Origin of the sequence: Microbulbifer sp. ARAS458-1 (genome assembly GCF_045348205.1) — a bacterium.
In the GTDB taxonomy this organism is placed as follows: Bacteria; Pseudomonadota; Gammaproteobacteria; order Pseudomonadales; family Cellvibrionaceae; genus Microbulbifer.
In genome coordinates this window covers 1,315,880-1,339,574 of the sequence record NZ_CP155838.1, presented here as the reverse complement: position 1 = coordinate 1,339,574, position 23,695 = coordinate 1,315,880, and the positions used below count along the sequence as shown (strand labels likewise).

The following is a 23,695-nucleotide window of genomic DNA, read 5'->3' as shown; positions in this document are numbered from 1 at the left end:
GTGCGGAAGGAATCCATGCACAAGCAACCCCTCAGTCAGGACGTGGTATTGATCGGCGGCGGTCACGGCCACCTGGAACTACTGCGGCGGTGGGCAATCAACCCCGTAGCAGACGTACGCCTGACCCTGGTTTCATCTCAGGTGGTAAGCACCTACTCCCCCATGATGCCGGGTATGATCGCCGGCCAGTATTCCCTAAGCGACATCCACATCGACCTGGCACGTCTGTGTCGCGCGGCAGGCGCGCGTTTTATCCAGGCTTGTGCACACAATATCGATCCAGAGCAAAATCGCGTGTCCTTGCTGGGGCAGCCGGACCTTTCGTTCGACTTTCTGTCTCTGGCCGTCGGTGCCACATCCTGCCACCGCATTCCCGGCGCAGAGCACGCAATTCCGGTCAAACCCATCGGACAGTTTTTACGTTACTGGGAACAATTACGGCAGCAGATAAGCAGTGAGCGCCGCCCACTGAAACTGGGTGTTATCGGCGGTGGCGCCGGCGGTTTTGAACTGGCCATGGCCATGGCGAGCGCATTGGAGGAACCGGTTTACAGCGGCAGAGTAGAGATTCACCTGGTGCACGCTGGAAACAAAACACCCGCCGGGTACCCATTGTTGGCACGCCAGCTGGCCGCAAGGGAGATGGGCAGATTAAAGGTCTACAGCCACAACCGCTGGCGGGTAGCGGAGATTACCGCCCGGGGTATCTACAGCGACGAAGGCCGCTTTATACCCATTGACAAAGCACTACTGTGCACGGAGCCCACTGCGCCCCCATGGCTCACTCAAACGGGTATTGCGGTGGATGAACGTGGCTTCGTACAGGTTGACGACGACCTGCGATCCCACAGCCACCCCCATATTTTTGCGGTGGGAGATATAGCGAGTACATCCCGACAGCTGCCCAAGTCCGCGGCTGAAGCCTGCAATCAAGGGGCCACACTGTTTCACAACTTGTGCGCGGCACTTCGGGCACAACCTCTCAAGCCTTATCGCCCCCGTCGCCAATGGTTACGCCTGCTTTCCTGCGGTTCCTCAGGAGCGATTGCCGCCTGCGGTGGCTTGGCAGCGGCGGGCCCTGCGTTCGCGCACTGCAAAGAATTTCTCGAGCGCCGCTTCATCAACCGGATCAGCCAGTTGTCACTACCGCGAACGGAAGAGGCTGACGCCGCCCCCTCTGACGTTGCGACCAACGCTCCCACAACAGCGGTACAGAAAGAGCCATCAGCGACAAACTGAGAGCCTTCAGCGACAAACTAAGAGCCATCAGCGACAAACTGAGAGCCATCAGCGACAAACTAAGAGCCTTCAGCCACAAACTGAGAGCCTTCAGCCACAAACTGAGAGCCTTCAGCCACAAACTGAGAGCCTTCAGCCACAAACTGAGAGCCTTCGGCGACACACGAAGAGCCTTCGGCAACGAACTGACAGCCAGGCTAAGTATTCGCCCCCGCACTGAACGGCGTACTTTGCGGAGCTTGCAGCCCGTAACCATTTCTCATGAAACCATTAAACCATTGCCAAATACCGGCACGGCAGCAATACTGGCGGCATAAAATCCCCGGGGTAAACCGGGACAAGAACGAAATGGGTCTCACAGAGTGCCGCGAAGAGCCGAATTATTTTTAAGCTCTACAGGAAACTCTGATATGAAAAAAATCGTCATTATTGGCGGTGGCGCCGGCGGCCTGCAATTGGCCACCAGCCTCGGACGCCACTTCTCCTTCGGGCGCTTTCGTCGCCAGAACAAATCCCCCGCGGCCCAGGTCACCCTGGTTGATAAAAATCGCACCCACATCTGGAAACCCCTGTTGCACCAGGTCGCTACCGGTGCGCTGGATAGCAGCCTCGATGCGCTCAACTATCAGGTCCACGCCCGCGCCAATGGTTTCCAGTTTGAACTGGGCAGCCTGCAGGGGCTCGACCGGGAAAACAAAACTGTAGAGCTGGCAGAGGTCTGCAGTGAAGACGGTACCCCGCTGGTACCGGCGCGCAAACTCGAATACGACTACCTGGTGTTTGCCCTCGGCAGCCAGAGCAACGACTTCCACACCCCCGGCGTGCGCGAGTATTGCCAGTTCCTCGACAGTGCCGAGCAGGCACAGAAATTTCACACGCGCCTGCTGGACCAGTTTCTGCAGCTGGAAAGTCGAGTGACAGAGTCCGTGCATATCGCCATCGTGGGTGGGGGCGCGACCGGGGTCGAACTGGCAGCGGAACTGGTGGACGCGGTCCATGAGATGGGCCACTACGGGCGTATCAAAAACGGCGATCTCAAGGTGACCCTGATTGAAGCGGGCCCACACCTGCTTCCGGCACTTCCGCAACGCCTCGGCAACAGTTCGCAAAAGGAGCTGACAAAAATCGGAGTGCGTGTACTCACCAGCACCCAGGTCGCAGAGGCGACGCAGGCCGGTTTTATCACCAAAGAGGGGGAGGAAATTCCCGCAGCCATTCGAGTATGGGCCGCGGGCGTAAAAGCCCCGGATTTTCTTCAGCAACTGGATGGCCTCGCGGTCAACCCGCGCAACCAGATTGAAGTGGAAACCACCCTGCGCAGCAAGAATGATCCGGCGATTTTTGCCCTGGGGGACTGCGCCGGTTGCGAAGACAGCAACGGCGTACGGGTTCCGCCACGGGCACAGTCCGCCCAACAGATGGCCAAGACCGCCAGCGCCAACCTGATTCGATTGATTGAAAACCCCGAAGCTGAACTGGAGCCGTTCACCTACAAGGACCACGGCTCACTGGTGTCCCTGTCGAAGTTCGATGCGGTGGGCAACCTGATGGGTGGACTGGTCAAGGGCAGCCTCACCATCGAGGGGCGCCTCGCCGGGCTCGCCTACCGCTCCCTCTACCGGATGCACCTGGCCGCGCTACACGGCTGGCCCAAGGCGATGTTGCTGTATGTAATCGGCCAGGCGAACCGGTTCGTAAAACCGCGTCTGAAGATGCACTGACGGCACTCGCCAACAGCTACCCAACCCTTTCGAAATCCCTTCACTGATTTACCGATGTCACGCCGTGGCATCGGTATCACCTGCCAGAAAACAGATTCACCAGTACAGCAGATCGCCCAATATGTTGCTATATATGAAATAAATTCAAGCGCGCAACAATTCCACGCATTCTGCAAGCCATTGAAATACCAGCAATTTTCCAGGAAACATACAAAAAACGGCGTATCAAGCGGCATCCCCGCGGGTATTGACATCACTTTTGTTGCTATTATAGATTTAAATCTCAACGTCGATGAGAGATTCTAATAATGAAAAAGTGGATTACAGGCCTGGCTCTCGCCAGCGCCTACGCATCGGCGCAGGTGGCGGTTGAATCTGTGCCGGTAACAGTAGACAGTTCTAACCAGGCGGGCTGGTGGAAACCCATTGCGATATCGGGACGAGAAATTTACTTCGCCGCCAATACCCCGGGGTCCAGCAGCTCCAAGCATCAGGGCGCCGTTGCGGTACGGCGGGCTACCGGTGAATGGGAGACGGGAACACTCAAACAGGCCGACGGCACAATCTGGGAACACGGCGATGATCTCGGCCACGATCAGCCGACCATTGCGGTCGATGGCGATGGGTTTATCCACATTTTCACGGATTTACATAACAACGGCTGGAACTATTTTCGCTCGTCCACCGCGGGGAACATCGACGACATTCGCCGACGTACCGACATTGTTCCGGGTAGCGCATCCCTGACCTACCCGGTGGCCGCCACCGCACCGAATGGTGATGTCTATGTTGCGGTTCGCAACAGAGCCGGCGGCCAGGGCGGGAAAGGTGAGCTGGTGCGTTGGGACAACAGCGCCAACATCTGGATACACGAAGCGACCTTTGCCTTCAATCCAAACGACATGGTCTATCCCGATGAAATCAAGGTGGATGCCAACGGCACGGTGCATATCATTTTTCAGTGGGCGGCCGGGGCGACCAACCCGATGCGACACTATGGCAGCTACCTGACATATTCCCCAGCCAGCGGACAGTTCACCACTGCGGATGGACAGGTGGTGACCACGCCAGTCTCACTTTCCACTCCCGGCCTCTTTTATCAGGCACTTGAGGAAGGCGAAGAGTTCGTCAAACAGTCCGGTTCGACAAGCAGCCAGGGCAAAGGAATTCAAAGTGCCAAACTCGCGTTAGACGGGCAAAACAGACCCAGCGTAACCTACCGGTATCGCACAAGTGGCAGCGCCGGCCCCCGCGACTATGACGTCTACCGGATTCGCTGGGATGGCTTTGCCTGGGTGGATAAGACTTTACTGTTTGATACCGATGACACTATCGCCGCACTGGGCCACACTCACGACGGCACAGTGGCACGCAGTTACTTTGTTACCGATAACAAAGAGTTGATGGTCGCGGAAAAGCGTGACGGTAGCTGGTCCAGCTATATTCTGGATAACTCACGTTCGATCGAACGAATTGCCGTTCAGCGCGCTGGAAATATCGATCACATCTATGCCACATCACCCACCGGAATCAACAGCAACTCCGGGTCTCTATACGCATTTGAAGTCGGCACACATCTCACATCAGCGCCGGAACAGACCTGCCTGTCGGGCACACTCAGTGGCTCTCAGCCTGGCACCTATCACCTGACCAACCAACAGTACGGGCAACAGCTGACAGGGGGCTCCAGTGGCGACCTGGCGTCTGTCAGTAATGACACTGGAAGTTCTACCCATTGGATATTGCAGGACGGGGATAGTGACGGTGAATTTGGCCTCATAAGCGATGCCAATGGCATGCGTCTGACCGCAAATGGTTCCGGTGCACTGATCAGCGTGACTCAACAAAGCTTCTCAAACACCAATATGCGCTGGAAGCTGATCGACAGCGATAACGACGGCGGCTACGCGGTAATTAACGTCGACCAAGACCCTGAGCACCTACAGGCTCAGGCAGCGGGAGGTCAGGTTCAACTCGGAGCGAACTCCCCTACCCCCGCAGGAATCTGGCATTTATGTAAAACCCAATAATGTCTCCAGGCATGGTTTAGAGGGGGCCTCCCCCTCATTTTTTTGACCCAAAACTGACGTTGCTATTATTGAAATACTCATTGAACCGAAAGGAGAGATGTACTAGGGTCAGGGCCGCACTCTATGATTATATAGATGCCATCCCATGGCCCTCCAACAATAAATGTTGCTTAGAAAGCAATAATAATCAGGAGAGACTAATGAAAATGTTTCATGCGAGAGGAAATTTTCCTCAGGCGGCTCTAGCGATGGCCGTCGCATCATTATCAGCAACTGCTTTCGCGCAGGAGCAACCCGGGCAGATGGAGGAAATTACCGTAAGTGGTATCCGCCAGGTCATGGCGGAGGCGGTGGATCGCAAGCGCGATGCAACCGAGTTTCTCGACGCCATTATGGCTGACGATATGGGCAAGCTGCCGGATGCGAATGTGGCAGAGTCCCTGCAACGGGTATCCGGCGTACAGGTTGACCGAGGCATTGGCGGCGGCAGCGATGTATCGATTCGCGGGATGCGTCAGAACGTCACTCTGATCAATGGGCGGCAGGTCATCGAGGCCGGCGGTCGCGGTAGCCGCGGGCCGGATACCCTGGAAGGGTCCTCTTACGGCCTTCTCGCCCAGATTCCTTCCAAGCTGGTGTCCCGTCTGGAAGTGTACAAACAGACACCCGCAAGCCAGATCGAGGGGGCGCTCGGTGGCGTGGTGGATGTAGTCACACGTCGCCCGCTGGACAATCTGGGGCACCACGGCACCGTCTCGCTCACTGGAGCGCATTCACAACTTGCCGGTGAAACGGACAGTGAATGGTTCGCAATGTACAGCGGTACTTTCGCCGACGACACCTTCGGTGTACTAGTGAGTGCGACCGAAGCGAATCAGTCTGTACGCGAAGATGGAATGAACACATTCAGCGGTTACGGCCAATTGTCGAGCGATGATGGACTCACCACTATCGACCCCAACGGCGATGGGGTTCCCGGGCAGATTCACCGGGACATGCGCTTTCAGCAGATTGAAGACGACCGCAAACGCAGCGGCGTAAGTGCTTTCCTGCAATGGCAGCCCAGCGATGAACTGGAACTGTATGCCGACACCTTTTTCTCGGAAATTACATCGGACCGCAACCGCTATTGGACGGGCTTCTGGAACTGTTGCACCATCTCCAATCCGGTATTTTCTGATAATGAGACGTTAATGGCGGCAGAGGTTGTGCGGCCTGCGCAAACCAACACGGAATTTGCCGACGCCTCTTCCGCATTTACCAGCACAGCAATTGGTGGAAGCTACGAGACCGAACGCTGGTCTCTGTCTGCGGAACTTGCCAACACCGCTGCCGAATCCTCTATGGAGCAGGATTTCATCCGTTTCCAGACACAAGACGCAGGCAAGATCGCGTTTGATCTGCGCAACGGTGATGTACCACAGGTAGATTTTACGGATGCCGACCTGACCAATCTGGATGAACTGGCTTTGGCAATCTTGTATGACAATTCCACTGCCAAGGAAAGTACCGACCGCGCTGCCCGCTTCGACTTTGAATGGCAGTTGGAAGGTGCGATCACCTCCATTGAACTCGGCGCGCGCAGCAACACACTGGAGACCGACGTAAGATACCGCAGTGCAGATATTCGCCCCAATTTTGCCCTTGGCGACCTGCCGGATATCAGTACACTTTTCTCCAGTAACGACTTTTTCTCCGGTGACGCAGGCGACGCCCACTCCCGCTACCTGGTTGTGGACAAAAGTGCCTGGCAGGGCTGCGGCACCCTCGCTGACTTCTACGATAGCGAACAACAGGCGATCTGCAATATCGGACTGGATCCACTCGGTAGCTTCACTATCGATGAGTCCATCGATGCCTACTATGTGAAAGCGAATTACGACGTGCAGCTGGGTGATGTGATTGTCACCGGCGACTTCGGCATACGCCAGGTAGAGCGAAACATGACTTCCACCGGTAATGCGATAGACGCAGATGGTGGAGTGAGCCCAACGGTTGCCAAGGTCTCGAACAGTGAGACCCTACCATCCGCGGTCGCGAAATTTGATCTCAGCGAAGACTGGGTGGTACGGGTTGGCGCTGCCCGCGCACTTACCTTCCCAAACACTGCTGACCTCAACAATGGTCTACACGTATTCAGCGACAATACCGGCCAGAGCGGCAGTCCGGATCTGGATCCGTTTATCGTCAACCAGATGGACCTGAGTAGTGAATGGTATTTCGACTCGGAAGCCGTATTGTCCGCCGGTGTATTTTTTAAAGACGTCGAATCTTTCATCGTCCAAACCATCCAGTCCAAAGACATTCCCGGCTACAGTGACCCGATTACCGTTGCTCAGAAAGTCAATGGCGAAGGCGGGAAGGTAAAAGGGCTGGAATTACTGTATCAACAACCGCTTACCTTCCTTCCGGCGGGCTGGGATGGTCTGGGTGTAATGACGACCTACAGTTACACCGACAGCGAAACGCCGTTCACGGACGCAAACGGGTCGGTGCTGCCGTTGCCAGGTCTTTCCAAGCACAACGTGAATTTTGTGAGCTATTACGAGACCGAAAATCTTGGCTTCCGCGTCGCCTACAACTGGCGGGACGATTATCTTGATGGTATTGGCAATGGCGATTCCGGTATTTACTACAAGGATTACGCCGACCTCTCTGCGACTGCCAACTGGCACGTCACAGACAATCTTACGGTGAATCTTGAGGCATTGAACCTGCTCAACACCCGTCAGCTGCAATACAACGCCTACTCGGAAGCCACCCGTCGCAACGTGGAGTACGGTCAGATCTACAAGGTATCTTTCACCTACGCGCTTTAACAGATCCTCACGAATGCGACTGCATTCATCCCCTTGAGTGGCGCCCTACGGGGCGCCTTTTTTGTAGCCGGCAATCAGTAGTCCAGCCACCCCTTGAAACTGGGACGGGCACGGTCACAGATCAGTGAATTGGTGACCCGCGAAAAAGGAAGTGCGTTTAGAACTGGGTAGCGTTCCGGGCGACCACGCTATCGCAGTGCATCAAGCGCATCTTGAGGGGAGGTGTGGGAAGCCAGTAGCGGCGGGACCACTTGCGGGGGCTTTAAGTCCACAGTATCAAGTGGTCGATCAGCGGTGAAGTTTCGGGTGTTTCAGCACCGGACTATTTGCGGTTTATCGTTGCACCACCATCAATGCGGTAGTCACAGCCTGTAATCCAGCTCGCCTCATCACTTGTCAGAAACCGCACCAGGTTGGCCACCTCTTCCGGTTGCCCCAGACGCTCCAGCGGATGACGCTGAATATTCTGCTTCAGTGCCAGCGCGGGGTCGGGCTGCTGGTTCAGTTTGTCACGCAACATTGGCGTATCAACGGATGCAGGGCTCACACTATTCACACGAATATTTTTCTGTGCGAGCTCCAGGGCCATAGTACGAGTCAGCGCATGGATCGCCCCCTTGGAAGCGGAGTAGCTGGCCATACCCGGGGCACCCACCAGGCCCGTGATAGAAGACACGAGTACGATGGCTCCGCCACTGGCGGGGAACCCGGGGCAGAAAACCTGTGCCAATTGCATAGCACCGAACACATTGACCTGCATCAGGCGCTGAAAACTATCCAGCCGGGCACTCAGCGTATCGGCAAGATCGCTCAGGGCGGCAGCGTGCACCAGTATCGAAGGTGACCCCAGCGTTTCCAGAATCTTCTCCGCTGCCTGCGGGAGTGTAGTGACGTCGGCCAGGTCACCGGCGAGATTGAGATCCGCATCGGTAGGCTGCTTCAGGTCAATCCCGGCAACCAGAACACCGCTTTCGGATAACTGTCGACAGATAGCAGCACCAATGCTGCCGGCCGCGCCAGTAACGACAGCAACTCGTTTTACCTCAGACATGACATTCTCATTCTAGTGGGGGCGTCTACGCGCCAAAGCGGACTAAGCGGGTTTTGTCTGTTGCAGACTTCCGCGAATTTCTTCGGTCGTCGTCTTCAGCGCGTCGGCAATATCGAGGGAAGCGGACTCGGGAATCCAGCCAGAAATCGCGACCGCAGCCTTGGTGTCAAGACCAACGGGTACCGCGATCGTATGCGTGGGCTTATCCGGTGCTTCCGGTAAATCACTTTGCACTTGAATTCTTGCAAATCCAGATTCTTTAATTTCTGCGAGAGCCTGCTTAAGCGCGGGTAGACCATCGTCGAAACCCGGCACCTCTCGCGCCTCGAACAACTGATCGAGGTACGTTTCTTCTTCGCAACTCAGCAGCGCCATGCCGATGCCACTGGTGGTCGCAGGACGTAAACCGATACGCCCGATGGCCTCAGCAGAAGCCATACCCGGACGCCGGTGATACAGGAAAGACACCGAGTCTTGCCAGAGCACACCCAGTGCCACCGTGTGACCGAAAAAGGCCAGTTTTTCCAGTGGAGCGATGGCACTGCGCAGAAGCCGGGAAGCGTACAAGCTCTGGGTCGCGAGCACATGCATACCTGGACCCGGGACGTATTTGCGATTGGGGGTCTGCTGAGTAATCCCCATATACGCCAGCGTTTTCAGCAGGCGGTTCACCCTGGTCGTTTCCATTCCCAGTCTGCGCGCGAGCTCGCGGCTGCCGATCGGGTCTTCCGACATGGCCAGGGCCTGTAGTACAGCAAACCCGTCGATGATGCTTTGGTTCGCCTGAGTGCCTTTTTTTGCGGTCATGATATCGAGTCCATTTCTGACTCGGCTATCTTGCGGTGGCGCCTGCCCAGAGTCAAACATCGCGCTAACTCGAAAGGTCTTTGGTACTAAATGCCCAGAGCTTTTTGCTTGGGGTTACACCCAGGCCCGGACCGGAAGGCAATGAAAAGTACCCGTTCCGGCAATCCATATCCGTTTCCAGAAACTGCAGGTTCCGATCGAATACCGAATGCTGATATTCGTGATACGGCAGGTGCAACACATTCGCAGAGGCGTGCAGACTCGCAGCCTGAAAGATGCCCACACCGATACTCGCATGAGGAATTATCCGGCAGTGGAAGGCCTGGGCCAGCTGACTGATACGCGAAAACTGGGTGATACCGGTGTGACCCATTTCAGGCTGTAATATGCTGCAGGCATTCCGGTTGACCCGCTCGCGCGCTTCAAAGACCGTACGCCACTCTTCACCGGCAGCGACTGGCGTGGCAACGCTGCGAGCGACTGTGGCGAGCCCCTCAATATCTTCCGGGGCGCAAGGCGCTTCCGCGAAATAAAGATTGTGCGGTTCCATCGCCTTGATCACTCGCGTGGCTTCGGCGGCACTGAATTTCCAGTGCATATCCACCATGATATCGGCGTCCGGACCGAGGGTTTCACGCAATGCAGCCATTTCGTTCGCCATGCCTTCGTGGCTAACCACCCCCGCGAACTTGAACCCGGTAAACCCCTTGTCCTGCCACTTTTTAGCCAGCGCACAACGCTTCTCAAGGGTGCTTTCCGGCAGCCCGGATACATAGGCCGGAATTTTCTTGCGCCGAGTGCCCCCGAGTAGCTGGGCCACCGTCTGGTTGCTGTGTTTGCCGAAGATATCCCACAACGCAATATCGATCGCCGCCAGTGCATCAAGATAAAATCCGCCGAAGTACCCTCGTACGTGCATCATGTCGTACAGGTCTTCGTGAATACAGGCAACATCGAGCGCGTTGCGTCCCTCAATAACCGGCGCCAGTAAATCTTCGATAATTTCGGTTACCGCATTGGGCGCGCAGATACCATAGGTCTCTCCCCACCCAACCGTACCGCTGGCGTCGGTGATTTTTACGATTACCGAACGATCGACACTGGGGTAAACGGTACGATTCCCCGCGCGAACCAGGTAACCCTTTCGGTTTACCTCTTCGCCCTCACCCAGGGGGCCGAGATAAGGCGTTTCCCTGGGGATTGTCACTACACAGGTTTCAACAGACTCGATTTTCGAAATCATGGCAGAACAACTTCCTCTGGCCCGGGGGTACTTTGGCGAGACTCAAGCTTCCCCATTATATCGGCAACTCTTGGCCAGAAGGCCCGCAACTCCTGACGGTCCCCTTCATCCATGGTCGGGCCGGGTACACGCACTTCACAGGTATTGAGAATTCCGCGCTGCATCAACACCCACTTGGTGAGATTGCAGCGAAAGATCGCCTGCATGTTAAGAATGGGGAGCATATTAATGAAAAGCTCTCGGGCCTTTTCCTGCTCACCCCGCTGCCACGCGCTGACCAGAGCGACATGCACCTCGGTCAGCTCGCTGGCAGGCACAGTACCCAAGGCACCACGAGAAAGCTCATCGAGAATGTAGCGCCCGCCGGCGCCACCAAACACCCCTTTCAGTGTGGCCGGAGCAGTTGCCAGTATCGCTTCCATCCGCTGACCACAGGGCATGGTTTCCTCTTTCACATATTCAATCGCCGGATTGGCACTCAGGATCGAAGCTATCTGTTCCACCGGCAGTCCAGCTCCCATCGGCGCCGGCGCGTTTTGCAGCATGATGGGTATCCCGGCTGCCTCCGCAACAGCGTCAAAAAACGCGCGCATCGCTTCCGGGTCATCCGCATAGTGATTGGGTGCCATTACCATGGCACATTGCGCGCCGGCTTCGGCGCCGGCCCTTGCAAAGCGGATCGCCGCATCCGGCGTACTTGCCCCAGCACCCACAATAAATGGCACCCGGTCTTTGCACAGGTTGCCGATCAGACGGGTAGCCTCAAAACGCTCCTCCTCCGTGAGTTGCGCGTACTCACTGGCCAGGCCGGGGAAAACCAGGCCGTCGGCACCCGCCTCAAGAATATATTGGGCAGACCGCTCAAGGCCCCTCCAATCGACTCCACCCTTCCCATCGAACGGTGTGGGAACCACGGGGAAGGTGCCTTTGAGCACGCCTGCGTCTGAATTACTCACGAATTGATCCTTATTACGTTCCGCTACAGAAGTGGTTATTAGATTACCCATATGTTGCTATATGTGCAACTTAATTATTGGCGATAGAGCGGCACCCAGCCAAAATATGCATGAAATCGTGAAATAATGAGCTTAACCCATATCCCCAATAGTCTTACCTCACCAACAACGTTGCTATTATAGATATTATGTGAATAATGCAGATTATCGGTATTCTGTTGAGTGGAGGTGATTGATGTCGGCGCTGATGTTGATGGATTGGGGAACAACAAATTTTCGAGCGATATATCTGGACGCGCAGGGTCGGGTGCTTGGGCGCTCCGAATCCAGAGATGGTGTTGCCAGCCTGACGCGCGCAGACATGATCGAGGTGGCGTCAGAGGCCTATCGAAATTGTCCGGTGCAGGATCCGCAGGTATTCGCCTGTGGCATGGTGGGTTCGTCTGTCGGCTGGTACAACATGCCGTATCTGGAAGCGCCGGCCAAACTCTCGGATATCGCCGATGCCATTGCGGCTGTCCCCATGGGTGAACTTACCGTCAACTTTATACCCGGCGTGAAATTCCGCAGCGCGACAGGTTGGGATGTGATGCGCGGAGAAGAGCTGCAAGCGTTCGGTTGGGCGCTCACCGAAGGATCGGGTATTTGTATTGCCCCCGGTACCCATTCCAAATGGATGCGGCTTCGCGACGGCGGGATAGAAGGTTTCTTCACGTCGATTACCGGTGAAATGTTCGCCTTGCTCAGACAGTACGGTTTGCTGCGTCACCATTTGACAGAGGAGGCACAGTCGTCCTCGGACTTTCTTCGCGGTGTCGACGACGGCATGTCGGAGCAAGGGCTGGGGCGCCGGTTATTTTCAGTGCGTGGAGACGCCCTACTCGCAGAACTCAGCAACCAATCTGCCAGCGACTACGTGAGCGGTCTGTTGATCGGTAGCGAAATTGCCGAAGGAATTCGGGATACATGCCCCGCGGCTCAGCCCATTGGTATCACCGGCACACCAGTGCTGGCGGGCCTCTATAAATCGGCTCTCGCGCACCTCGGTTATTCCGCGCGAACTGTGGATGCACAGGCAGCTTTGCGCGGGGCAATCTGTCAGATTTCCAGCCTACGCCTGGAGCAGCAAGCACTATGAATTTAAATGAAGCACTATTCAGGGAGCCACTGGTCGCCATATTGAGAGGACTGACACCGGAGCGCGCACTGGAAGTGGCGAGCGTTCTTCTGGACACTGGGTTTACCACTGTGGAAGTCCCGCTCAATTCACCAAATGCAGTCCAGAGTATCGGGCTGATCCGTAAAGAATTTACGGACCGACTGGTGATCGGGGCGGGTACGGTACGTACGCAGGAAGAGCTGAACGCGCTCGCCGATGTCGGATGCCAGATTGCGCTGAGCCCCCACTGTGATCCAGGCCTGATTGCGCATTCGCTGGAACTGGGGATTGAACCGGTGCCCGGTGTCGCTACACCAACCGAAATGATGCAGGCTCTGAACGCGGGCGCGCGCTGGCTCAAGGTATTCCCGGCGGTGAGCTGTGGTGAGAGCTTTTTTCGACAGGTGCGCGCGGTATTCCCATCACAGGTACGCCTGATGGCCGTCGGTGGCGTGGCCCCTGAAAACATGCGGGGATTTATGCAGGCGGGAGCAGATGCCGTTGGTATTGGCTCACAGCTATTTACCGCAGAAAAATCACTGGCCGATATCCGCGATCAGGCAGCGAAAATCATCGGCAATATGCGATCTCACACGACACTATAAAAAAGCCGGGAGAATAGATTTTGGCACTACTGGATTATTGGGTTCTGGCCGCCTACATGCTGGGCATTGTGCTGATTGGCGTGTTCTATGCGAAGCGTAACCGGAGCGCACAGGACATGTTTGCCGCCGGCGGGCAGGCGCCCTGGTGGGTCTCCGGGCTCAGCGGGTTTATGACCATGTTTTCCGCCGGTACTTTCGTGGTGTGGGGGGGAATCGCCTATAAATATGGCTTGGTCGCGGTGTCCATTAATCTGTGCTACGGCATCGCCGCCTTGGCTGCCGGTTATTTTGTCGCTGGGCGCTGGAAGACCATGGGCGTTGATACACCCGCAGAGTACATAGAACTGCGCTTTGGTAAGAGCGTTGTACAACTGTACACATGGGCAATGCTTGTGTACCGGATTGTAGGTACAGGTGTTGCACTCTATGCGCTCAGTATCATTCTGGTTGCCTTGATGCCCCTGCCTGAAGGTAACCCATTCCGGGACCCGAATACCGGAAATCTCGCCGTCGAATGGGCGATTCTTGCCTTTGGCCTGGTGGTAATTATTTACACCATGGCAGGCGGGCTGTGGGCGGTACTCATGACCGACGTCCTTCAGTTTATTGTCCTTAACCTATCAGTGCTTTTCGTCTTGGTTTTTATGCTGCAGGCGATCGGTGGGGTAGGCACCTTTATCGAGCAGGCACCGGCGCAATTCTTCGCGCCCGTCAGTGAGGGCTACAGTCTCTACTTCCTGATGGGGTGGGTGTGTATACATTTCTTTATGGTGGGCGCCGACTGGGCATTCGCGCAGCGTTTCATCAGCGTGCCCAGCGCAAAAGAAGCGCGTAAGAGCGCTTATCTGTTTGGCATTCTGTATCTTGTAAGCCCGCTCGTCTGGCTGATGCCGCCCATGCTGTACCGCGTCATTGATCCTAGTGCTGACCCGGAGCAGGCCTACATTGCTGCCTGTCTTTCCGTGTTACCTGCGGGTCTGGTCGGATTGCTGATTGCTGCGATGTTCTCTGCGACCGCCAGCCTGGCAAGCTCCCAGCTCAATGTATTTGCCGGCGTATTTACTGAAAATTTTTACCGCCCTCTTATGGAGCAGCGAGGAGGCTCAGGCAATCTGGTCACCGTCGGACGCTGGATCACCCTGCTAATAGGTTTACTGCTGATTGCAGTCGCCATTTCAATTCCCTATATGGGCGGAGCGGAAAAAGTGATTGTCAGTGTCACGAGCCTGATGGTCGGGCCCCTGTTTGCACCAACCGTATGGGGTATTTTTTCACGGCGGCTATCCGCCCGGGCGGTGTGGAGCTGTGTGTTGCTCACCTTCGCTGCCGGCGGCGCATTCAAATGGATATTGTCGGTGCCGGCCGATGGGTCTATCAGCCCGTCAGCATTGGCGTGGTTGACCAAGCACTCGGCAGTGATCGAGCTGGGTATCGGGATTCTGGTCCCCCTGTCAGTGCTCGCCCTTTTCACCTTCGTCATCGATCGAAACGGTACGCCCGGCTGGATACCAGACACCTCCAAGAACGCCACCAGCAACGCGGGGGCTGTGGCCAGTGACCTCCCCGCGCGGGTGGTTGCCGTTGCAATGGGCTTATGTGCCCTGCTGCTGATGTTGATTGCGCTGATCAGTCACGAGCGCCAGCTGGAAATTGGCCTGTTTGCGCTGGTGACATCCGGTATTTCTGCTGCAATCTATCTGTTGGGCACCAGGAAAAAAATTGCGCCGGAATTTCAACAGGCACTTTGACGAGAGGCCGGGAAGCAAACGGAAATCGGGATTGCGTGGCAACACCAATGGGGGCGCGGACAGTCACCGTCATTGGTGTGCTGCGCACCCGCCGGTCGATGAAGTGAAAAGAGCGATAACATCGGAACAATACCTGTTCGGAGTGGGTGCATATCGGTACCATACTTCTCTGCCGAACAACGCTCGCTAAATCGTCCCTTTATACCGGATTCCGATGTCAGCACTTATCATTCCGCCCACCCTCTTTGCCCTTCTGCTTGCCCCGCCCGTGCCCCCGGCTGGGGAGAGACAAACTCTCGAACAAGTGGTGGTTACCGCAAGCCGTACTGAGCGGCCTATCGATTCACAAGCAGAATCACTATCCACGGTCAGCCTGGACACACTGGAATCGGCAAGTGCCATCCACCCGAGCCAAGTACTGAGCACAATACCCGGCGTGGCAATCCACCGCGGCAATGGCCAGGAAAGCCTGATTGCCGTGCGCTCCCCCGTACTGACCGGAGCCGGCAGTTGCGGTGCTTTCGCCATCACTCAGGATGGCGTGCCGGTACGCGGTACCGGCTTCTGCAACGTCAATCAACTGTTCGACACCAACTTCGAGCAGGCCGGCCGCATAGAGGTTTTGCGCGGCCCCGGTTCCGTGCTGTATGGATCCGATGCGCAGCACGGCGTGATCAATGTGCTGAGTGCAGCTCCGGTCAATGGAAGTGAGTCCAGCATCAGCGTTGAAGGCGGCGCTAACAGTTACCGACGAATAGCATTGAATCACAGCAGTGGGAACGACGAGGGGGGACTGCGCATCGGTTTTAGCGGCGCTCGGGATGGCGGCTATAAGGACGACTCCGGCTTCGACCAGCAAAAGCTGCAACTGCGCAGCGACGGCAATTGGCAGGGGTGGGATTATCAGACGCTGATAAATGCCAGCAACTTGAATCAGGAAACCGCGGGTTATGTCTCCGGGAAAGATGCCTACAAAGACCCGGACCGCAAGCGGGAGAACCCCAACCCGGAGGCCTTTCGCGATAGTCAGTCCGCCCGCGCTCAGGTGCGACTGGAAAAAAACCTGGGCAACGGCAAATTACTGCAGATCACGCCTTACGCACGCCATACGGATATGCGTTTCCTGATGCACTTTCTGCCAGGCACTCCGCTGGAGGAAAATGGCCAGAGCGGCGTAGGCGTGCAGACAGCGCTGCACCACGGTGACTCGGAGTCCGTACGATGGATCAGCGGGATCGATCTCGAGTATACCGACGGTTGGTTGCAGCAAAGCCAGGAGCAAGGCTTTTCCTCTTTCCCGGCGGGCAAACACTACGATTACAGCGTATCCGCGCTGGTGGTTGCCGCATTCAGTCAGGTTGAACGGCCGCTGGGGGAATCTCTGCGGGGCACACTCGGCGCCCGGGGTGAACACCTGCGGTACGACTACGACAACCGCATGATTGGTGGCGACACAACCGACAGCGGCGAACTGTGCATTAACGGATTTACCGGCGCCATCGGTTGCCGTTACTCGCGCCCGGACGACCGCCAGGATAGCTTCAGCAACCTGTCGCTGAATGCCAGCCTGGTCCAGTCGTTCAGTGACAGGACCACCGCCACCCTGCGCCTCGCACACGGTTTCCGCGCGCCCCAGGCGACCGAGCTGTACCGCCTGCAAAATGGTCAGCTGGTGGCAGACCTGGACTCCGAGGCCATCGACAGTCTGGAAATCAGTCTGAAGCACAGCAGCGATGACTTCCGCTACAGTCTGACCGGCTTTTATATGGCGAAATCCGATGTCGTATTCCAGTCTTCCGACCGGCTCAATCTGAGCGGTGGAGAAAGTCGCCACTTCGGCGTGGAATACGAATGGCAGTGGCTACTGGCTGACAATTGGCAGCTGGGCGCCGCCGGTACCCTGGCACGGCACCAGTACACCAATGACGTCAGCGAGCCGGGGTCCGGAGTGATTGAAACAGATGGCAACGATATCGATACCGCCCCACGCGCGTTGCACAGTGTGAACCTGTCCTGGCAACCTGCGCAGTCCGCACAGGTGGGCTTGCAATGGCAGTACACCGGTGGCTATTACACCGATATCGAGAACGCCCATCGCTATGATGGCCATTCGCTGGTTCACCTTCGCGCTCGCCAGACCCTAAGTGCATATGCCTCCATCGGTCTGCGCATTGAGAATCTGATGAATGTGGATTATGCAGAGCGCGCGGATTACAGCAGCCTCGGTGGAGGCGACCGCTACTTTATTGGCGAGCCACGCAGTGTGTATGCGGATTTACAGCTGCGGTTCTAAGCCGGTCCAAGCCGCTTCTCAGGGCCGGATTACCACCGGCCCACCCTGATTGATACCCGGCGCTTTCCAGAAAACCTCCCACTCCAGTTTCCACTGCAGCGGCCAGCTGAGTGCGCAGCGGGGGCCCCCTTCGGCGAAGCGGTAATCCACGCACGGGAAGTTGATATCAGTGGTGCCGGTCTCCACAAATGCGGGCTGCCGGTAGCGGTAGTGGTGCACCAGATAGCGCAGACCATCATCGAGTTCGCGGTAGCGCCAGTCGAGGCGGATGGGAGTATTGGTGGTGCCGGTCACGCCCACTCCCTCCCGATACCAGTCCACCAGTTCTCCCCGCCGACCATAACGACGCGCGATACTCAGTAATCCCTGGCGTTCGTCGGCGCCGTTGAACGTCTCGATGGTGGTTTCCCGGAGCTGGCCGCGATCGTTGTAGAGGTAGTCGGTGACCTCACGGGCTTCCGCGATTCCATCGTCGTCATTGTCCAGCGTCATTTCGACGCGAAACAGCAGATCACTGGAATTATACCGGTACTCAAACGTCCGCCGGCTGTTGGGGTTGCCATCGGCATCCACGTCAAATGTCCACTCCTGCCGATACAGGCGCCCGTCGGAACGATAGAAAAACTCGTAGGTGTTGATACGGTCAACCTGACCATCACCATTGTCGTCGAGACGCACGATTTCCCGCAGTAATCGCTCGTTACTGCCATAGCGGTAAGCGATTTCCCGGCGACGATCGACGACTCCATCTGCGCGTAGGGACGCACCGTCGTCTTCCGTTTCCACCACTTCCAACGGGTGGCCGTCGTTGTTGTAAAAGTATTCGAAGCGCAGACGCCGTTCGATCACACCATTGGCATTGAGATCAGTCTCCTGCTCACGCCAGCGCAGCAGGCCCTCGTCGTTGTACAGACTTTCCACTGCGAAAAGGCTATCGATCACGCCATCGAAATTGGCATCCTGCTCAAACAGGAACAGCACCAGATTGCCGCCGCTGTCATAGTCGAAGGTGTATCTTCGGCTCTCTTCCTCCACCAAACGCCCATCCTGCTCCAGCACCTCAATCAGAAAATTGTCATCGTCAAAAAAGCGCTCCGAGGTATAGAAGAAATCAACACTGCCATCCTCGTTGGTATCGGTTTCCCGTCGCAGGAAAACCACCCGGCCCAGATCGTCGTAAAGATAGTCGAGGCGCTCTTGCCAGCGATCGGTCTCTTCCGGCAACAGTGTGTAGCGAATTTCCCGCGGCAACCCTAAATCGGTATACCGCCAGAGTAATCGCTGTTCGATGGTGCCGTTATCCTGGATATCGCGATTCTCCTCCAGCGGCACCAGTGTCGGCACCACGATGCCAAGGATGTCGTACAGATACAGCAGTGGAGCATCCAGTGGCAGCTGGTAGTCAATGTCGAACCGGCTTTTGATCGCGGGCAGGGAATCCAGACCACGGCGGTAAGGGAAAGCGTAGAGATCGAATGCGAGATCAACACGGTAATCCTGCAGCTCTGTATCCCAGTCGGTCAGATCAATGCCATTACTGGGGTCCAGATCCCGATCGAGGATCATAAACAGGCGTGTCATATTGGTGGCGATATCCAGCGCATCCACCCGCTGATGGTCTTCCAGGGCTGCCCGTAGATCGACCTCATCCGTCAGCGGCTTACCACCACCCAGGTGAAACGGATTCAGCGCCGGCGCCCCCAGTGCGGAACCCAGTTCAATCCCCCCCAGAGAAAAATGGATTTCCTCCCCCTCTCGGTAACGGAAGATACCATCGGTGTCAGTCAGCCCGGAAAAACTCGGGGTCTCATAATAGAGACCCTGTATTCGTCCATCGAGAAATACCCCGGTCATCTCTGCACCGGTGCCGCCTGAACTGCTGGCGCTACGGGTACCACCGGAGCTGCTACTGGAAGAGCTGGCGCTGGGCGCGATGCTGCCGGAGTCACTGCTGAAATCGCAACCCGTCAGGCACAGACACAAGACCAGGTGGATCCCGGCAAACAGTGGGAGGCGCAGGGAACCACAACCCGGTAACACAAGCCTTTTGGGCACAGGGTACTCCTCGTTCAACAGCTAATCAGGCAAACAAAATGTGCACCTCGAGAAAGTATTGTTGATATCCAGGTGTGGTGAGCACAGGTATGCGCGAGAATCCGCCAATTGACGCCCGATTAAAGGTTTCACACCGGTAATGCGCCGCCCTTCAATTCATTCGAAGGATCGCCCCGCCAACCGTGAAGATCCGCGCGCCCAAACAGAAAACCCCCGGCAGCTGGGACTACCGGGGGTTCTAGAGGTCACAGGATCACTGGGAAATCAGATTTTCCAGGACTGTACTGTTTCCAGACCGTGCTCGGCCACCCATTGATTCAGCTGCTTGGGGTTGCGCTTTTTCTTCTCAATGGTGGCATTGGTGTAAGGGTTGCGGTAATGACCGGTCTCCAGCTTGGGCTCGGCGGGCTTGCTGCTCGCAGCCTTACGGGTAGCGCGACGGGGAGCCTCGCCTTCACGCTTGAGATGACGGGCGACACGGGCCTTCAAGGAACGGACATAGTCCGGCGCATCGTCATTGTTCAATTGGCCCACCAGCCAATCCACAATCATCTCGCCGCGGGCGGGGAAGAATTCTTCTTCTTCCATTTCGTATTCCGCGGCCAGATTGACCAGCGCCTTATCAAAGGCAATTACGCCCTGCTTTTTGCGCTCAGCCTTGGCCATCTGCTCCTGCAGTTCTTCAATTTTTGCCTGGTGCTCGGCAATTTGTTGTTCGATTTGATCGTAATCTTGGAACATATATACGTGAGCCTCGATATATATTGCGGTTTAGTGTCTTGATAGTGATTTAATTCTGCGAAACGCACGGCCAAGAGCCGCACAATATACGCCTAATAAGCATTTCGCCCTGAACGCCAATATGTCCGGGCTGAGACTTATATTTCGCGGGAATGCAAACCCATTTACACTTCTTCACTCAAATACGACGCCGACCACATATCTGACATCGCCTTCCGGCGTGTAAACAAGTTTACTGTGATATATCCATATTACCTGCCAGCCATATCAAAACCACACATGGGTATTTCCACCAATCAACGCCGAATACTTCCAGACGGTCGATTAGTAAAAGAAATCAGGCAAATAGTATTTTTAAATCCGAAACACAGCACTTAATAATACCGAATCCCGGTAATTCAAGTGTCTGTATACAGATTTGTCTCGGGTATTTAGCTCGTATAGGGCATATACGCCCATATCCGACCCATCGCCAAGGCCGCGCATAATACTGGGTTGTCTATAAATAGCCAACGCCTATTCGATGAATCACAGATACCATTTGGATCATTAAACCCGTAAAGCCTCACATCCACCCGCCATTCCTCCCCGACCTGCCACACCACTGATCTATCCTTGTGCTGACAGCGCCGACAAGCGGTACAGGAACAAGGAGTGAGGAAGGGTTTACATGAGCAAAATCCGCGACATCCACCACATGCCCACAATGGCCGCCCTGATGACGCCATTCCCTTACCATATCGACATCGACGCCCCCATTGAAGCGGCGGAGGCACTGATGGAAGAACACAGCGTCCATCATCTCCCCGTTACCAAAGACGGCGACCTTGAAACCATCATCTCCCGCAGCGACATCGAGCGCGCCAGATCCCCCGGCCACCGCCTCGAAGAACAGCAACTGTACGTCCGTGACCTCTGCGCCCGTCGCCCCTACATCACCGATATCCACGACCCGCTGGACAAGATCCTGCTAGCCATGTCGGAAACCGGGATTGGCTCGGTGTTGGTGATGAAGGAAGGGGAGCTGGCGGGGATTGTTACGGTGACGGATGCACTGCGGTTTTGTGGGGAGTATCTGGCGGATCTGGTGGAATCGCCGGATGATGATGTGGCGTAGTTAAGAGCCCCGAAGCCAATTGTGCAGGTGCCGATACCGGGAACGCCACAGAACCCGATTAAGAACCTACAAGGGCCAGACCCACAACAACATGGGTACCGATACGGCGACTACCAGGATCTCCATGGGTAAACCCATGGGCCAGTAGTCGCCGAATTTGAAACCGCCCGGGCCCAGAATCAACGTATTGTTCTGGTGGCCCACCGGGGTCAGAAACGCGCAGGAAGCACCAATCGCCACCGCCATCAGAAAACTGTCCGGATTCACATCCAACTGCGCCGCCGCGCTCAGCGCAATCGCACACATCACCGCCGCCGTCGCCGCATTGTTCATAAAGTCCGATAGTGTCATCGTCACCACCAGAATCATCACCAGCGCAAACACCGGATTCCCCTGAGCCAGATTGTCCAGCATCGACTTCGCCACCACATCCGCGGCGCCCGTCGAATCCATTACCTCCGCCACAGAAATCAACGCCCCCAACAACACAATGACCGATCCATCCACCGCCTCGTAGATACTGCGGATAGGCACCACCTTGAGCGCCATGAAGGCCAGCACACAGGTGGCAAACGAAATTGCCGCGGGCAACAGCCCAAACGCCGCCCCAGCCACCGCCAACGCCATCCCGATCAGTGCCACATAAGCCTTCTCTTTGTTCGGAATAGTGATATCCCGCTGCGCCAGCGGCACACAGCGCTGCTCCCTGGCAAAGGTGGACAGATTTTCTTCGGTGCCCATCATCAACAACGCATCGCCCCCCTTGAGCGCAGTCGAACGCAAACGCTTAACCGAGCGACGCCCCTGTCGGGACAGCGCCAGCAGGTTGATTTCGTAGCGTCCCGCCAGCCGCAGGTTCTCCGCAGTGCGACCGATCAGGTAGGAATCCGGCAGTACCACCAGTTCGCGCAGGGCAAGATCGGCCTTTTCCCGACCCCGCTTCTCATCGCCCTCTTTTTTGGCGCCCTTTCCCTTACCCTCCGTATCCGCCCCGTTACCGGCAGCGGAATCCTCGGCAAGCTCCGGCGGGATTTCTACATCGCCAATCTCGACTATTTCTCGGGCAGCAGGCGCCATATTCTGCTCCGCCAGCGGTGGACGATCCCCCCTGTCTTCCTCCGGCCCCTCCGCGTCCGGTACCAGCGCTGCACTATCCACCGCGGCGTCGTCCTCATTCTGCGGATCCGCCGCCAGCGTCAATCCAAGGCTCGAAAGGACCGACGACAACGCCTCCGGCTCCGCTTCGATCACCAGAATATCCCCGGCCCGCACGCGCAGCCCCGGCATGGCGGTGGATACCCGGGCATTGTTGTAAACCAGACCGATAATCTGGGCATCCTCATCGCCAATCATTTTCACCAGCTCCGCCAGAGACTTGCCGATGGAGGGGCTCTTCTCCCCCACCAGGGCTTCGGTGAGATAGGTCCCGGTATCGAAGGTCGCCGCACCCGCCTGATTGCGCGCGGGAACCAGGCGCCAGCCGATCAGCGACACAAACAAAACGCCCACTAGCGCCACCACCACGCCGACCGGAGTAAAGTCGAACATTCCATAACTGCCGGCGCCGCTACTGGCGCGAAAACTCGAGACAATCAAATTGGGCGGTGTGCCGATCAGGGTGGTCATACCGCCGAGAATGGTGCCAAAGGAAAGGGGCATCAGCACCTTGCCCGGAGGCACATCGTGGCGGTCGGCGAGATCGGTGGCCACGGGCATCAGCAGCGCCATGGCACCGACGTTATTCATAAAGCCAGACATGGCCGCGCCGAGGGCGGAAAGCGCGCCGATGGCGAGGGTGATGCCACCTTTTTTAGGAACAACCTTCTGCGCCAGCGCATCCATGGCCCCAGTACTCTGTAACCCGCGGCTCAGAATCAGTACACAGGCCACGGTAACCACGGCGGGGTGACCAAATCCGGTAAAGGCTTTCTCCGGCTCGATCAACCCGGTAAACACACAGGCCAGCAGGGACGCCAGAGCCACCATATCGTGGCGCCAGGGGCCCCAGATAAACAGGAGGATGGTGACCGCCAGGATGGCGAGGATGGTGATCTGGTCGAGAGCCATAAAGGGAAAAAGTTCCAGCGGTGATTCGGCCCGAGGAAAATCGT

General features: G+C 56.6%; 16 protein-coding genes. 9 read left to right on the top strand and 7 right to left on the bottom strand.

Annotated elements, in window-relative coordinates:
• The first annotated feature begins 15 nt into the window (after positions 1–15).
• From AAFH99_RS05370 to AAFH99_RS05355, 4 genes are all read left to right on the top strand, one after another.
• A complete protein-coding gene (locus AAFH99_RS05370; RefSeq protein WP_406828887.1) occupies positions 16–1,239 on the top strand; it encodes an FAD-dependent oxidoreductase in 1,224 nt (407 codons plus the stop codon).
• Between the two features lie 410 nt (positions 1,240–1,649).
• On the top strand, positions 1,650–2,960 hold the full coding sequence (locus AAFH99_RS05365) for an NAD(P)/FAD-dependent oxidoreductase (RefSeq protein WP_406828886.1): 1,311 nt from the start codon (positions 1,650–1,652) through the stop codon (positions 2,958–2,960).
• Between the two features lie 308 nt (positions 2,961–3,268).
• Positions 3,269–4,990 (top strand): BNR-4 repeat-containing protein, encoded by a 1,722-nt coding sequence (locus AAFH99_RS05360; RefSeq protein ID WP_406828885.1) that lies wholly within the window; start codon positions 3,269–3,271, stop codon positions 4,988–4,990.
• A gap of 302 nt (positions 4,991–5,292) precedes the next feature.
• The gene (locus AAFH99_RS05355) at positions 5,293–7,809 is read left to right on the top strand and encodes a TonB-dependent receptor (RefSeq protein ID WP_406828884.1); all 2,517 of its coding nucleotides are present in this window, start codon (positions 5,293–5,295) and stop codon (positions 7,807–7,809) included.
• A gap of 322 nt (positions 7,810–8,131) precedes the next feature.
• Here the strand turns inward: AAFH99_RS05355 and AAFH99_RS05350 are convergent, their stop codons facing one another.
• The 4 genes from AAFH99_RS05350 to AAFH99_RS05335 all read right to left on the bottom strand — a co-directional run bounded on the left by AAFH99_RS05350 (position 8,132) and on the right by AAFH99_RS05335 (position 11,866).
• Complete coding sequence (locus AAFH99_RS05350) at positions 8,132–8,860, bottom strand: SDR family NAD(P)-dependent oxidoreductase (protein ID WP_043320743.1); 729 nt, start codon at positions 8,858–8,860, stop codon at positions 8,132–8,134.
• Between the two features lie 42 nt (positions 8,861–8,902).
• Positions 8,903–9,667, bottom strand: a complete 765-nt coding sequence (locus tag AAFH99_RS05345) for an IclR family transcriptional regulator (protein ID WP_043320742.1) — start codon at positions 9,665–9,667, stop codon at positions 8,903–8,905.
• Positions 9,668–9,731: 64 nt separating this feature from the next.
• On the bottom strand, positions 9,732–10,910 hold the full coding sequence (locus AAFH99_RS05340) for a mandelate racemase/muconate lactonizing enzyme family protein (RefSeq protein WP_406828883.1): 1,179 nt from the start codon (positions 10,908–10,910) through the stop codon (positions 9,732–9,734).
• Positions 10,907–11,866, bottom strand: a complete 960-nt coding sequence (locus AAFH99_RS05335) for a dihydrodipicolinate synthase family protein (RefSeq protein WP_197023887.1) — start codon at positions 11,864–11,866, stop codon at positions 10,907–10,909. The genes AAFH99_RS05340 and AAFH99_RS05335 overlap by 4 nt, the downstream gene beginning before the upstream one ends.
• A 235-nt stretch (positions 11,867–12,101) precedes the next feature.
• On the opposite strand from AAFH99_RS05335, the gene AAFH99_RS05330 reads away from it, so the two are divergent.
• The 4 genes from AAFH99_RS05330 to AAFH99_RS05315 all read left to right on the top strand — a co-directional run bounded on the left by AAFH99_RS05330 (position 12,102) and on the right by AAFH99_RS05315 (position 17,671).
• A complete protein-coding gene (locus tag AAFH99_RS05330; RefSeq protein ID WP_406828882.1) occupies positions 12,102–13,004 on the top strand; it encodes a 2-dehydro-3-deoxygalactonokinase in 903 nt (300 codons plus the stop codon).
• Entirely contained in the window at positions 13,001–13,630 is a 630-nt protein-coding gene (locus AAFH99_RS05325; RefSeq protein WP_406828881.1) for a bifunctional 4-hydroxy-2-oxoglutarate aldolase/2-dehydro-3-deoxy-phosphogluconate aldolase, read from the top strand. Before AAFH99_RS05330 ends, AAFH99_RS05325 begins: the two co-directional genes overlap by 4 nt.
• 20 nt (positions 13,631–13,650) lie before the next feature.
• Complete coding sequence (locus AAFH99_RS05320) at positions 13,651–15,378, top strand: sodium:solute symporter family transporter (RefSeq protein ID WP_406828880.1); 1,728 nt, start codon at positions 13,651–13,653, stop codon at positions 15,376–15,378.
• 214 nt (positions 15,379–15,592) lie between these two features.
• Positions 15,593–17,671 carry a TonB-dependent receptor gene (locus tag AAFH99_RS05315; protein ID WP_406828879.1) on the top strand — a complete coding sequence of 693 codons (2,079 nt, stop codon included), beginning with the start codon at positions 15,593–15,595 and terminating at the stop codon, positions 17,669–17,671.
• Between the two features lie 18 nt (positions 17,672–17,689).
• On the opposite strand, the gene AAFH99_RS05310 is transcribed toward AAFH99_RS05315, so the two are convergent.
• Both AAFH99_RS05310 and AAFH99_RS05305 read right to left on the bottom strand, forming a co-directional pair.
• Complete coding sequence (locus tag AAFH99_RS05310; RefSeq protein WP_406828878.1) at positions 17,690–19,726, bottom strand: hypothetical protein; 2,037 nt, start codon at positions 19,724–19,726, stop codon at positions 17,690–17,692.
• 264 nt (positions 19,727–19,990) lie between these two features.
• Entirely contained in the window at positions 19,991–20,467 is a 477-nt protein-coding gene (locus AAFH99_RS05305; protein WP_406828877.1) for a hypothetical protein, read from the bottom strand.
• A 670-nt stretch (positions 20,468–21,137) separates the two neighbouring features.
• Here AAFH99_RS05305 and AAFH99_RS05300 point away from each other — a divergent pair.
• The gene (locus tag AAFH99_RS05300; protein ID WP_231492095.1) at positions 21,138–21,584 is read left to right on the top strand and encodes a CBS domain-containing protein; all 447 of its coding nucleotides are present in this window, start codon (positions 21,138–21,140) and stop codon (positions 21,582–21,584) included.
• 66 nt (positions 21,585–21,650) lie between these two features.
• On the opposite strand, the gene AAFH99_RS05295 is transcribed toward AAFH99_RS05300, so the two are convergent.
• Positions 21,651–23,651, bottom strand: coding sequence for an SLC13 family permease (locus AAFH99_RS05295; protein WP_043320735.1), 2,001 nt, complete (start codon positions 23,649–23,651; stop codon positions 21,651–21,653).
• Positions 23,652–23,695 lie beyond the last annotated feature (44 nt).